The organism is Bradyrhizobium sp. 45 (assembly GCF_023073155.1).
GTDB lineage: Bacteria > Pseudomonadota > Alphaproteobacteria > Rhizobiales > Xanthobacteraceae > Bradyrhizobium > Bradyrhizobium canariense_D.
On the sequence record NZ_JADPIX010000134.1, the window covers coordinates 14,060 to 26,602 of the forward strand.

Genomic DNA, 12,543 nt, shown 5'->3' on the forward strand with positions numbered 1-12,543 from the left:
CGAGCCCCGATGGCCTTGCTGGACCCTGCTTTGGCGTCCGGCACCGCACTCGCATGCGGCTGCCAAAAGAATTAGGAGGCGGCGATTTGGTTTCAAGAGCCGGCTGCCAGGCGCCCGCCGATAGCAGCCCGAACCTTTTCGAACGCGCGCATTTCGATCTGCCGCACCCGCTCGCGTGAAACGCCATACCGTGCCGCGAGCTGCTCAAGTCTCAGCGGCGGCTCGGAGAGCCAGCGCGCCTCGAGAATGTCGCGCTCGCGCGGCTTGAGGACGCCCATGGCGCCGGCGAGGGCTTCACGCCTCCGTCTGGTTTCTTCCTGCTCGGCGTACGCGGCTTCAGGACTGGACGCGGGGTCGACGAGCCAGTCCTGGACTTCGCCGCCGTCGGCGTCGTGCACCAAGGCATTGAGCGACAGGTCGCCGCCGAGGCGCCGGTTCATCTCGATCACGTCGTTCTCCTGCACGCCGAGCCGCCGCGCGATCCGGCTGGCGTGCTCGGGGCGGAGATCACCATCCTCCAGGGCGGAAATTTCCGCCTTGGTCCGGCGAAGCTTGAAGAACAGCTTCTTCTGCGCCCCGCTGTTGGCAATCTTGACCAGCGACCAGGACCGCAGGATGTATTCCTGGATCGACGCCTTGATCCACCACATCGCGTAGGTCGCGAGCCGAAAGCCCCGCTCCGGCTCAAAACGCTTGACGGCGTGCATCAGGCCGACGTTTCCTTCGGAAATGATGTCCGCAACCGGCAGGCCGTAGCCGCGATATCCCATCGCAATCCTGGCAACGAGCCGCAGATGGCTTGTGACGAGATGATAGGCTGCCTCGCGGTCGCCGTGCTCGCGCCATCGCTTGGCGTAGGCGATTTCCTGATCGGGCCGCAGCATCGGAAACTTGCGAATTTCCGCCAGGTAATGTGTCAATCCGCCCTCAGACGACAGCATCGGAACAGTTGCAGTGCGTCCCATTGCCCACCTCTTCGAGTTGGTCTGCTTACGCTCCAAAATCGACATGACAAAAAATGGTTTCGGCCGACGATGTAACGACCGGTGGGGCCGGCGCGTGAGTTTGCGGCGGCTCTGGCCGGGTCACGAGATAGAGCTCGCCCGCCACCAACAGGAGGGCAGCGACGGCCAGGGCCAACATGCCGAGCACCAGATCGCTGTAGTCATCCATGCGCGTTCGAAAGTATGTCGATGTCGAAGATCGGCAGCCATCGCTTTTGGCTGTCCGCGACGTCGAACGTCGTCACCGGAATTTTGTTCCGGACTTTCGGCGCCCCGCCGGGACGCGGCCTCACCCCGCCAGCGAATTCCTCGTCGCGCGAAGAATATCGTCCGACAGCTTGGGATCGTCCACGGCGCGGGCAAGCACGAGGGCTCCCACCATGGAGGCGGCGGCGGCGAGCGCCTTGTCCTCGCGCTGGCGTGGCTTCAGATCGGTGGCCATTCGGCTGCTCAGCAAGCCGATCACGCCGCGCACGCCGGCGGTGAAACGCTGCTTCAGGCCGCCGCTTTGACGTGACACTTCACAGGCGAGCGCAGCGAAGGGGCAGCCGGCGGCGGGATCGTCGCGATGCCCCGGCGAGAGATAGTGCGAAACATAGTCCTCGAGCTCGAAGGCCTCGGGGAATTCCTGACCCTTGGCGTCGATCGCATGGGCCACCGCCTCCTCGACCAGCCGCTCCTTGGAGCCGAACTGGCTGTAGAGGCTGCCGTGCGTCATCCCGGCCGCCTCGGCGAGTGCGTCGACACCGACGCCGGCGATGCCGCGCTCCCGCAGCAGGCGCGAGGCAGTCTCGAGAATATGCTCGCGATTTTTGGCGGCCTGTTCCTTTGAGACGCGCATGGGACCGATCCTTAGAGGCGGGGCTTGACTTTTATAATTACGATCGTCATGTATATCAATAGTTACGATCGTAATCAAACGATTTCAGGCCCGGTAGTGGCGTCGGAGAGGCATTATGAACAGGATTACACCGAAGATCGCGCTAGTGACCGGCGCCTCCTCAGGCATCGGCCAGGCGACGGCGGAGCGACTCGCGAACGCCGGCTACAAGGTGTTCGGCACCAGCAGGCGGGGCGCGCAGGCGGGCAAGCAGGCATTCGAGATGCTGGCTCTCGACGTCACCAGCGATGCATCGGTGGAAGCCGCCGTCGGCGAAGTGATCCGGCGCGAGGGTCGCATCGACCTGCTCGTCAACAACGCCGGCTTCGGCGTTGCCCCTGCCGGCGCGGAAGAGAGCTCGATGGAGCAGGCGCGCGCGATTTTCGAGACGAACTTCTTCGGCCTGATCCGGATGACGCGCGCCGTCGTGCCGCACATGCGGCGCCATGGAAGCGGCCGCATCATCAACATCGGCTCAGTGCTCGGCTTTCTGCCGATGCCTTACGGCGCGCTCTATGCCGCGACCAAGCACGCCGTGGCAGGCTATTCGGAATCGCTCGACCATGAACTGCGCACGCGGGGCATCCGGGTCTCCGTAGTCGAGCCCGCCTACACCAAGACGCCGTTCGACGCGAACTTCATGGAGCCCGACGCCACGCTCGACGAATATCGCGAGGCGCGCGCCGGCGTGACCAAGCGGGTGAACGAGGTGATGGCGACGGCCGAACAGCCCGGCGTCGTGGCCGATGCCGTGCTGAAGGCCGCGAGCGCGGTGCGCCCGCAACTCAAATACGCGGCCGGCAGCCTTGCGAAGCGCCTGCGATTTCTGCGCCGGTTCGCGCCCGCAGCCCTGGTGGATGCCGGAATCCGAAAGGATTTGCGGCTGGATGCGACGGCGGCGCTGCAGCCCGCCCGCACCGCGCGGGCTTTCTGAGGGCCGCAATCTTGCCAGTGCGAAGAACCTTCGGACCGAGAGAAAAAATGAGAGCCCTCGTGTTCAAGCGCTACGGCAAGCCGGACCAGATCGCGTTGGCCGATATCCCGCGGCCGACGCCGAAGCCGAACGAAATCCTGGTCCAGGTTCATGCCGCGGGGTTGAACCCGATCGACAACATGATTCCGAAGGGAACGTTCAAGCCGATCCTGAAGTTTGAACTGCCGGCCACGCTGGGCAGCGACCTGGCGGGCGTCGTCGTCGAGGTCGGAAGCCGCGTGACCCGCTTCAAGCCGGGCGACGCCGTCTTCGCCAGCATCTTTGATCTCGGCACAGGCGCTCTCGCCGAATTCGCGACCGTGCCGGAGGATGCCGCCGCGCTCAAGCCGCCGAACCTGGACTTCGTGCACGCGGCCTCGATCCCGATGGTCGGCCTGACATCGTGGCAAGCTCTTAGGGAGCGCATACGTCTCAAACCCGGCCAGAAAGTCTTCATCCCCGCCGGCGCCGGCGGGATCGGCACGTTCGCGATCCAGCTCGCGAAATATTTCGGCGCCAAAGTGGGGACGACGACCAGCACTGGAAATATCGATCTGGTGCGCAGCCTCGGGGCTGACGAGGTGATCGACTACAAGACCCAGCAATTCGAGGAAGTGCTGCGGGACTACGACGCGGTGCTGGGCACGCTCAGGGGCGATGCGGTCGAGACATCGCTTCGGATCCTGAAGCGGGGGAGCAGGATTGCCTCGCTGGTCGGGCCGCCGGACGCCGCGTTCGCGCGCGACCGCGGGATGAACGTCGTCATGGTGTTCCTGTTCGGATGGCTGAGCCGCAAGATCATTCGCCGCGCCGGCAAGATCGGCGCGGAGTATTCGTTCGTGTTCGTGCACCCGGACGGCAGGCAACTCGCCGAGATCGGCGAGCTTCTCAAGGCGGAGCGTATCCGGCCGGTGATCGACAAGGTCTTTCCGTTCGAACAGGCGAAAGACGCGCTGGCCTATCTCGAAAAGGGACGAGCCAGGGGGAAAATCGTCGTCCAGATGAGATGAGGGCGTGGATCCGCCCCGCGCGCAATCGCCTCAGTCCCCACCCCGCCACCGCTCCGGCACGCTCTTGAGCCCACACCCTCGTTCATCGTCGTTTCGAAAACGCAGATGCGTTTTCCGATACGCACGATCGCCCATGTCGGGCCTGATGCAATCTTCTGCATGATACCACATCATCGCTGCAGCGCTCTCATCAGCACGGGAAGACAGAATCCATGATGTCACAATCTGACGAGTCCGCGCCGATGGCGGACATTCCGTACGGTGAGCGGACGAAGATCACCATCGAGCGCAAAGGCCACATCGTGCTGATCGGCATCAACCGGCCTGGCATCGACAATCGGCTGGACCCGGAGGCGACAGAGAGCCTGGCGAGAGCCTACTACCAGTACGATCGAGATCCCTCGCTGCGTGCAGCGGTTCTGTTCGGCTACGGCGAACGCTTCTCCAGAGGTGTCGATGTCGACGCTTACAAGGCATTTGCTCAATCGGGAAAGACGATGATGGAGGGACCCGGCTTCATCGACCCTCTCGGGCGGACCAAACCGGCGCTCACCAAGCCGCTGATTGTCGCGGTGCATGGCGATACCTGGAATATGGCGCACGAAATCTTCCTCGTTGCGGACATCCGCATAGCATCGGAAGACACGGATTTCGGCCAGGACGAGAACACGCACGGCCGCTTTCCCGGCGGCGGCTCAACCGTTCGCTTCCCACGAGAAGCCGGCTGGGGAAATGCCATGCGGTTCATTCTGACGGGCGATCATTGGGATGCGAACGAAGCGCTCCGGATGGGAACGGTTCAGGAGGTGGCAACAAACCGCGACGCCGCTCGCGCGAAGGCCGTCGAGATCGCCGAGAAGATCGCCGCATGCGCTCCCCTCGGCATCAAGACCTCGATTGCGTCCTCGCACCTTGCGCTCGAAGACCCCGAGGCCGCGCTTGCCCAACTTGGCGACCAATATCGTGCGCTGCTCACGACCAGGGACTTCCAGGAAGGGCGGGATGCCGAGGCACAGAAGCGTCCACCCGTTTACGAAGGACGGTGAGAGCTTCACCCACTCTCACCCCTCCACTCTATAGAGTCTCCATTTTTCCGGCACGCCCTTGAGCCGGTGAATGCCGTGATCTTTCAGGTTGATCGCCGACTGCGACGCCATCAGCTCCTTCACCGCGCTCGACACCAGCACCTCGCCGGCGCTCGCCTTTGCGGCGACGCGGGTGCCGATGTGGAAGGCCAGGCCGACCGCCTCAGTGCCGCTCACGGTGTATTCGCCGGCATGCAGGCCGACCCTGATCTCGAGGCCGAGCGTACGCACGGCCTTCTGGATCGCGGTCGCGCAATTGATTCCGGCGGCCGGCGTCTTGAACGTCGCCAGCACGCCGTCGCCCGTCGTCGTGACTTCCTTGCCGCGCGAGCTCTTCAGCTCCTTGCGGACCGCCGCGTAATAATGGCCCATGATCTTGGTCCAGCGGACATCGCCGAGCTTTGCGGCTTTTGCGGTGGAGCCGACGATATCGACGATCAGGATCGTGGCAAGCGCCCGCTTGAGCTCGGTGTTGCCTGCGGCCGGTCGGCGCCGGAGCACGATCGCGCCGGTCAGCGGTTCATAGCGATGATTGCGGCGCCGCGCGATCGCGGCCTTGGCGTAATCCTGGGCACGCTGCGCGCTGCCGCAGCGAATTGTCTTCTGCTGCGGCAGACGCGTCCAGTAGACCTTTCGTCCGTCACCCGCGCCCTGGACTTCCACGGCGCCCCATTTCAGGAGGATCGCCGTGCCAACGCGCCGGACACACCACGCCTTCGACGTGTAACCCGATACGTTCGACTGATGGATTCCGATGCGGAGGAATTTTGGCATGTACTGCGGCCGATCGATGACACGCTTGGACGAAACGCTTGGTTGCGCTTCGCACCGAGCGTAGTCACACAATCCTGCGTTGGCAACAGGACTCGATGATCGCCCGCTGCTTAGCCGGGGGCCTCCGTCATCTTCAAAACGCAAAAAGCTCGATCGGATCGCTGAAGCCGCGCACCTCATATTTTCCGACATGCTCCAGCTCGAACTCTCGCTCGACCAGCTCGGCAAAGTCGCGTGACAGCAACACTTTCTTTCCCAATTGCTTGGTCAAGGCTTCGAGGCGTGAGGCCATGTTGACGGCGGGACCGATCACGGTGAAGTCGAGCCGGGTGGACGATCCGATATTGCCGTACATGACGTCGCCGACATGGACGCCGATGCCGTAGTTCAGCGGCGCTCGGCCGGTGCCGTCGTTGCGCGCGTTCAACGCGATCATGGCCTGCCTGGCTTCGGTCACGGCATGCAGCAGGTTTGCGCAGGCCTTGGGCTCGCTCAGCGGAAAGATGGCGAGCAGGCCGTCACCGATGAATTTCAGGATCTCGCCGCCATGCCGCGCGATCGGCTCCGACATCGCGTCGAAATAATCGTTGAGCAGATCGATGACGTCGTCGCGCGGCCAATTGTCGGAAATCTTGGTGAAGTCGCGCAGATCGCAGATCATGATCGCGGCGCGCACCGTCGTACCGGTACCGCGCCGCGTGGCGCCGGCCAGGATGAGCTCGCCGGCATGGGAGCCGACATAGGTCTCGAGCAGCGTTCGCGCCAATCGATTCTTAACGCGGATCTCGCTGACCAGCGCCAGCACAGGCAACAAGTTCTTGAGGGCAGCGACATGGGTGTCGTCGAAGCCGCCGGGCCGGTTGGTCGCGAAGGTGACGAGATGGCGCTTGCCGAGCGTATGATAGAGCGGCCAAGCCACATAGTCGGTGAGGCCCTGCGCGCGCATCTCGCGGTAGAGCGCGTGCTTGCGGCCGAGCGCTGGGTCCTGCTCGAGATTTTCGCGCAACTCGGTCGCGCCGTCGAACATTTCGTTGGCGGGACTGCCGATATATTCAGACCGCTCGCGGACGTCATGGTCGACCCGTGCAATCTCTGCCTCGCGCATGCCGTCGGCCCACATGAAGCGGGCGCCCAGCCATTGCGGGTGCTGGATCAGCACGTGAAGGGTTGAGCGCGCCAGCGGAATGCCGGCCTGCTGAAGCCGGATGCACATCTCGGCAAAGATATTGTCGATAAAGCGCTGGTCGCGCGTGCCGTTGATCAACCAGTCGACGACGCCGTCGGACAGCGTGGCGGATTTGTTCTCTGGCGCGGTCATATCTGCCCGTTCATATCGTGGCCGCCCATATCGTGCTTTGGCTTTTGGGCGGCGGCTGCATCAGGGCAGATATCGTGCTCCGGCGCGACGGCGTCAACCTAGCCAGTTGCACGGATTGTGCGCATCGCTCTGGTGGGCTGGAACGCCGTTCAGCCGACGATCTGGATAGAGCCCAGCACGGCCAGCCCCGAGACGAGCGCAAGCGTCGATGCCCCCGTCAGTTCGACTTTCAAGGTGTTTTCGTGCGAAATCGAAAAATCCGTGCCTTCGAGACGGATAGTGCAGTCGCCGCGCGCCGCATAAATTAGATGCGTGCCGGCGGACAATCGCCGCTCACCGGGCTCCTTAAGCGCTTCGAGCTCAAGCGCGACCGCACCGCGCCGGCCCATCAAATTCACCACCTCGACTGGCCCTTCCTCGAGCCTGGTCACGATCTCGAGTTCGCCGGTGAAGCGCACCGTCGTGAACGGCTCGCGCTCGTCGAATTCCTCGGTGGGCGACTTCAGCACCAGCCCGCGTCCGCCGACCACCATCTGCAGGCGGTCGATGCCGGGCATATGGGAGAATGGCCCCGGCGCCACAATCGGCGTGGTCGCGAAGCGCCACAGCAGGCTGTCCCAATCCTTCACTGGGGAATCAGCGCGGTGGGCATCCGCGATATCGGTGAAGATGCCGCCGCCGTTCTTCCAGGGCGAGCGGGCGTAGTCTTCGGATTTCAGCAGTGTGGTTTTCATGCCTTTGAGGCGTATCAGATGAGCAGGCCCTGCGAAACTGTCGCGTCGAGCCGCAGCCTGTTACGGATCGACGTCACATCCCGCTCAGGCCGTTATCGACCGCGAGCGTTTGCGCGGTGACGTAGACGCTCTCGTCCGAGAGGAAGAACAGCACGGCATAGGCGATTTCCCAGGCGGTGGCCTGGCGGCCGAACGGGACGTGACCCTTGCCGCGCGAGGGGCGGCCGGCGCCGGCCTCGCGGCCGTTCGGCGTGTCGACGAGACCGGGATAGACGAGGTTGGCGCGGATGCCGCGGCGCGATCCGAGATGGGCGATGTTGCGCATCAGGCCGCCGAGCGCGGCTTTCGAGGAATCATACACCGCCATCTGCGAGCCGGCCTTCAGAGCGGCGATGGAGGAGATGAAGACGATCGATCCGCCGTTGTCGAATTTCGGCAGGCCCGCGCGGCAGCACAGCATCGGACCGCGAACGTTGACGTCGTAGATCGCATTCCACTCCTCGGGGCTGACGGCGTCGAGGCCGACCTCGCCGAAGGTGCCGATGTTGAGGACCATGCCGTCGAGCCCGCCCATGGCGCGATGTGCTTCCTCGATCATGCGCTGGACGTCGGATTCAGAGGTGACATCGGCCGTGATGGCAAAGCCCTCGCCGCCTTCGTCGGTGATGTGCTTGACGGTCTGCTGCGCGGAGGTGTGGTTGAGATCGGCGACCGCGACCTTCGCGCCCTCGCGCGTGCAAAGAATGCTCATGGCGCGGCCGTTGCCGATCGGATCGGTGGCGGCGTCGAACACACGCTGGCCACCGCCGACGATCAGGATGCGACGCCTCTCAAGGCGCCCCCTGCCCGGCGCTTCACCCAGCGATTCCGCGCTCGGCGGGCGAACATAGCGCTCCGGCCTGGTCTCGGAATTCTCACGCATGCGCGCCGCCTATCTCTTGCCGCTGTCGTAGACCTTCATGCCGGCTGCCGGGTCGAGATCGGTCTCGGTCGCCTCGGTGACACGCGCCATCATCATGTAGAAGCCGAGCGCGACAATGGATTCGACGATCTCCTGGTCGCTGAAATGCGCGCGCATGGCGGCGAAGATCAGCTCGGGAACGCGAACGTGCTCGACCACTTCGCGGCCGAATTTCAGCAGCGCGCGCTCGGCCTCGCTCAGGCCGGCGGCATCGTAGTCGGCCCGCTCGACCGCATCGATCTGTGCTTGCGTGCAGCCCATTCCGAGCGCGATCGGCACGTGCTGGCGCCATTCATAGGCACCGCCTTCGAGCTGGGCGGCCTGAAGGATCAGGAGCTCGCGATGGACCGCACTGAGCTTCTGCTTGTGCAGGATCGAATTGCCGAGCCGCATCGCCGGGATCATGTTGGCCTCGGCATGGGCCATCATGCGGAAAATATTCAGCTTGACCGGCATGCGGTCGAACGAGGCGCGGATGTCGCCGCTCGTCGTCTCCGGATCAATCAGGGGCAGCCTTGCCACGAGTCTCTCCCTTGGCTTTTCGTTTCTTATTGTCCTGTGTCCCGCCATCCGCCGCGATCAGCGACAGGAAGAAGGCGAGATAGCAGTCGATCGCCTCGATCACCTTCGGCCGCGGCGACGGTGCCGCGCCCATCACGTAATGCTCGAGACGGATGTAGATCAGCCCGGCCGCGAACAGCCGCGCGGTCTCGCGTGGGTCCGGCGTCGAGACGAGACCGGCGAGCGCAAAGCCGCGGAAATAATCCGTCATCATGCTCTGCTCGCGCGCATAGAAATGATCGGCGAATTTGGCGCGGATGCCGGGCACGCGGTTGCGCTCGGCGGTGATCACTTTCTGGAACTGGTGCTCGCGCGGATCGGACCATTGCTCGACGAGATCCAGTGCAAACTGGCGGCAGAACGCGGCGGGCTGGCGCGCGAGCTGCTTGTAGCGCGGCTCTTTCAGCCGGCTCGCCGAGCTGGCCGGGCCGTGCTCGCTGACGATCGCCTCGAGGATCGCGGCCTTGCCGGCGAAGTGATTGTAGAGGCTGCTCTCGCGAATGCCGACGCGACGCGCGAGCTCGCGCATCGAGGCGCCGCCATAGCCGCTCTGCGCGAACAGATCGAGCGCCTCGGCGAGAATGCGCGCGCGGGTCGTGGGCGCAGCCGCTTCCGCCGCGCTGGTGGTGTGGACAGCCATGCGGGCTTGACTAACGAACGATCGTTCGCTAGTCAACCGCCGGCACGATCGCTCGTTCGGTCTTGCGCTTCAACTCCGCTGTCAAAAGAAGCGGAGAGCAATCTGGGGAGATCAGGTCATGGCGCGCTTCGTCCATTTTCGTCTGCTGCGCGCCGCAACTTTGTCATTGGTCATAACGTTCTCGGCAGTGCTGCCTGCGCGGGCCGAGGATCCGGCCGCCTATCCCACGCACAAGATCAGGATGCTGCTGCCTTATGCGGCCGGTGGCGGCGGCGACGTGATCGGACGACTGCTCGGCGACAGGATAGGCAAGACGCTCGGACAGAGCGTCTATATCGAGAACCACACCGGGGCTGCCGGCACGCTCGGCACCCAGATGGTCGCGGCGTCGGCGAATGACGGCTACACCATCACCGTAGGCGGCATGACCACGCATGTGCTGGCGCCGGCGATCTATCCGAAACTGCCTTACGATTCGATCAAGGATTTCACCACGATCGGGCGCATCGGCACGTCCTCGATCATGCTGGTGGCGACCAAGGATTTTGCCGCCAACGACATCAAGGGCCTGATCGCGCTGGCCAGGAAGGGCGAGCCGATCCAGTACGGAAGCTGGGGCGTCGGCTCGACCGGACAGTTCTGCGCGGAAATCCTGATGCAGCAGACCGGAATCAAGATGGACCACGTGCCGTTCAACGGCATCGCCAAACTGGCCGGCGATCTGCTCGGCGGCCACATCTCGCTGGCGACGCTCGACATGGCGACCGCGACGCCGCTGGTGAAGGACGGCTCGATCAAGGCGCTGGCCGCCTGCGGCGAACGCTCGCCGAGCCTGCCGGATGTCGCAAGCTACAAGGAACAAGGCGTGCCGTTCGACCGCAGCCTGTCCTGGGCGATGTATGCGCCTGCGGGGCTTGCCGAACCGATCGCAAGAAAGCTGTCCGCGGCGCTGAAGGACGCGCTCGCCGATGCCGAGGTGAAGGAGAAGCTGCTGGGGCTTGGCATCACGCCGCAATTCGTGCCGGGCGACGAGCAGCGTGACATCAACGCCCGCGACATCGCGGCCTGGAAGCAGGTTGCCAAGGACGCCGGCATTGAACTGAAGTGATCAAGCTGACAAGAGGAGCGCGGGCATGAGCCGCATCTTCGGCGCGGTACGCCAGAACGGTTATGTGGTGCGGGACATCCACTCCGCGATGAAGCACTGGATCGAGGTGATGGGCGTCGGTCCCTGGTACTACATGGACCGCGTCAAGACCGACTGGTTTTGCCATCGCGGCGAAAACTCCGCCGTCGAGATGAGCATCGCGCTGGCCAATTCCGGCGATCTCCAGATCGAGCTGATCCAGCAGCGCAACGACGCGCCCTCGCTATACAGGGAATTCCTCGAGTCCGGCCACGAAGGCCTCCAGCACATGTCCTACTGGAGCCACGACTACCAGGCGCTCTACGACAGGGCGCTCGGGCTCGGCTACAGGATCGGCCACGAGGGCCAGATCGGCGGCGACAGAGGGCGCTTTGCCTATTTCGACACCCAGGCCCATCCAGGCACCGTGATCGAGATCTCCGACATCAGCGGCACCAAGGGGCCGTTCTTCGAGAAGGTCCGGCAGGCGGCTTTGAGCTGGGACGGCACGCGGCCGATCCGCGAGGTCGGAGGGGGCCGATGACGCTGGCCGGCGAAGGCGATGCAGGAACCGGCCGGGTTCACCGCGCTGCTGGCGCGGTAGACGGCAATCCATGGTAACGTGAGCCTCGTCTCCGAACTTCAGCGAGGCAAGCATGTCCAACACTGACAAGGTTTTCGCCGGCTCGATCCCGAAGCTTTACGACGAATATCTGGTGCCGATGATCTTCGCCGTTTACGCCGACGACATCGCAAGACGTGTCGCGGCCCGGTCTCCCTCCGTGCTGCTCGAGATCGCGGCAGGCACCGGCGCCGTGACGCGCGCGGTGGCGGCGGCGCTGCCGCGCGGTGTCCGTTATGTCGCCACCGACCTCAACGAGCCGATGCTCGCCGTCGCGGCGCAGCGTCAGGCAGACGACGATCGAATCTCGTGGCGCCAGGCCGACGGGTCGGCCCTGCCCTTCGACGATGCAGCCTTCGACGTGGTCTGCTGCCAGTTCGGCGCCATGTTCTTTCCGGACCGCGTGAAGGCCTACGGGGAAGTGAAGCGCGTCCTCAACGGCAATGGCACGTTCGTGTTCAACGTCTGGGATCGCATCGAGGACAATGTGCTGACGCATGAAGCGACCGTCGCGCTCGAAAAGCTGTTTCCCGACGACCCGCCTCGTTTCATGGCCCGGACGCCGCACGGCTATCACGACAAGGCCGTCATCAGAACCGACCTCGAACGCGCAGGCTTCCGTGACATATCGATCGAAACGCGAGCTGAAATAAGCCGGGCCCCGTCGCCCGAGCACGTCGCGATCGCGCTCTGCCAGGGCACGCCGCTGCGCAGCGAGATCGAGGCACGCGATGCCAGCAAGCTTCAGGCTGCGACCGACATCGTCGCCGAGGCGATCCGAACGCGCCATGGGTCCGGACCGATCGAAGGCAAGATCCAGGCTATCGTCATCGAGGCGCGGCGATAGTGCGAGCT

At 64.2% G+C, this 12,543-nt stretch carries 15 protein-coding genes; 6 read left to right on the forward strand and 9 right to left on the reverse strand.

From position 1 onward, the window contains the following. Nucleotides 1-92: 92 nt before the first annotated feature. The 3 genes from rpoH to IVB42_RS31250 all read right to left on the reverse strand — a co-directional run bounded on the left by rpoH (nucleotide 93) and on the right by IVB42_RS31250 (nucleotide 1,845). Nucleotides 93-965 (reverse strand): RNA polymerase sigma factor RpoH, encoded by an 873-nt coding sequence (gene rpoH / locus IVB42_RS31240; RefSeq protein ID WP_247395446.1) that lies wholly within the window; start codon nucleotides 963-965, stop codon nucleotides 93-95. Between the two features lie 25 nt (nucleotides 966-990). After that, a complete protein-coding gene (locus IVB42_RS31245) occupies nucleotides 991-1,173 on the reverse strand; it encodes a hypothetical protein (RefSeq protein WP_018455661.1) in 183 nt (60 codons plus the stop codon). 120 nt (nucleotides 1,174-1,293) lie between these two features. Beyond that, nucleotides 1,294-1,845, reverse strand: a complete 552-nt coding sequence (locus tag IVB42_RS31250; RefSeq protein WP_247294627.1) for a TetR/AcrR family transcriptional regulator — start codon at nucleotides 1,843-1,845, stop codon at nucleotides 1,294-1,296. A gap of 115 nt (nucleotides 1,846-1,960) precedes the next feature. Between IVB42_RS31250 and IVB42_RS31255 the strand changes: the two genes are divergently transcribed. The 3 genes from IVB42_RS31255 to IVB42_RS31265 all read left to right on the forward strand — a co-directional run bounded on the left by IVB42_RS31255 (nucleotide 1,961) and on the right by IVB42_RS31265 (nucleotide 4,913). Beyond that, nucleotides 1,961-2,818 carry an oxidoreductase gene (locus IVB42_RS31255; RefSeq protein WP_204513725.1) on the forward strand — a complete coding sequence of 286 codons (858 nt, stop codon included), beginning with the start codon at nucleotides 1,961-1,963 and terminating at the stop codon, nucleotides 2,816-2,818. Between the two features lie 47 nt (nucleotides 2,819-2,865). Further along, entirely contained in the window at nucleotides 2,866-3,867 is a 1,002-nt protein-coding gene (locus IVB42_RS31260) for an NADP-dependent oxidoreductase (RefSeq protein ID WP_018455665.1), read from the forward strand. Between the two features lie 212 nt (nucleotides 3,868-4,079). Next, the gene (locus tag IVB42_RS31265; RefSeq protein ID WP_247395445.1) at nucleotides 4,080-4,913 is read left to right on the forward strand and encodes an enoyl-CoA hydratase-related protein; all 834 of its coding nucleotides are present in this window, start codon (nucleotides 4,080-4,082) and stop codon (nucleotides 4,911-4,913) included. A gap of 15 nt (nucleotides 4,914-4,928) precedes the next feature. On the opposite strand, the gene IVB42_RS31270 is transcribed toward IVB42_RS31265, so the two are convergent. From IVB42_RS31270 to IVB42_RS31295, 6 genes are all read right to left on the reverse strand, one after another. Beyond that, nucleotides 4,929-5,726 carry an adenylate/guanylate cyclase domain-containing protein gene (locus IVB42_RS31270; RefSeq protein ID WP_247372482.1) on the reverse strand — a complete coding sequence of 266 codons (798 nt, stop codon included), beginning with the start codon at nucleotides 5,724-5,726 and terminating at the stop codon, nucleotides 4,929-4,931. A 133-nt stretch (nucleotides 5,727-5,859) separates the two neighbouring features. Beyond that, entirely contained in the window at nucleotides 5,860-7,044 is a 1,185-nt protein-coding gene (locus IVB42_RS31275) for an adenylate/guanylate cyclase domain-containing protein (RefSeq protein ID WP_085350341.1), read from the reverse strand. A 149-nt stretch (nucleotides 7,045-7,193) separates the two neighbouring features. Further along, a complete protein-coding gene (locus IVB42_RS31280) occupies nucleotides 7,194-7,778 on the reverse strand; it encodes a HutD family protein (RefSeq protein ID WP_247395443.1) in 585 nt (194 codons plus the stop codon). 73 nt (nucleotides 7,779-7,851) lie between these two features. Continuing rightward, complete coding sequence (locus IVB42_RS31285) at nucleotides 7,852-8,700, reverse strand: SDR family oxidoreductase (protein WP_247395442.1); 849 nt, start codon at nucleotides 8,698-8,700, stop codon at nucleotides 7,852-7,854. A 9-nt stretch (nucleotides 8,701-8,709) separates the two neighbouring features. After that, a complete protein-coding gene (locus IVB42_RS31290) occupies nucleotides 8,710-9,261 on the reverse strand; it encodes a carboxymuconolactone decarboxylase family protein (RefSeq protein ID WP_247395441.1) in 552 nt (183 codons plus the stop codon). Beyond that, nucleotides 9,239-9,940, reverse strand: coding sequence for a TetR/AcrR family transcriptional regulator (locus IVB42_RS31295; RefSeq protein WP_247395440.1), 702 nt, complete (start codon nucleotides 9,938-9,940; stop codon nucleotides 9,239-9,241). Before IVB42_RS31295 ends, IVB42_RS31290 begins: the two co-directional genes overlap by 23 nt. 118 nt (nucleotides 9,941-10,058) lie before the next feature. Here IVB42_RS31295 and IVB42_RS31300 point away from each other — a divergent pair, with 118 nt between their 5' ends. The 3 genes from IVB42_RS31300 (at nucleotide 10,059) to IVB42_RS31310 (ending at nucleotide 12,535) form a co-directional block, all read left to right on the forward strand. Then, complete coding sequence (locus tag IVB42_RS31300; RefSeq protein WP_247372474.1) at nucleotides 10,059-11,048, forward strand: tripartite tricarboxylate transporter substrate binding protein; 990 nt, start codon at nucleotides 10,059-10,061, stop codon at nucleotides 11,046-11,048. Between the two features lie 25 nt (nucleotides 11,049-11,073). Next, on the forward strand, nucleotides 11,074-11,610 hold the full coding sequence (locus tag IVB42_RS31305) for a VOC family protein (RefSeq protein ID WP_247372473.1): 537 nt from the start codon (nucleotides 11,074-11,076) through the stop codon (nucleotides 11,608-11,610). A 112-nt stretch (nucleotides 11,611-11,722) separates the two neighbouring features. Further along, the gene (locus tag IVB42_RS31310; RefSeq protein WP_247294648.1) at nucleotides 11,723-12,535 is read left to right on the forward strand and encodes a class I SAM-dependent methyltransferase; all 813 of its coding nucleotides are present in this window, start codon (nucleotides 11,723-11,725) and stop codon (nucleotides 12,533-12,535) included. The last annotated feature ends 8 nt before the right edge of the window (nucleotides 12,536-12,543 follow it).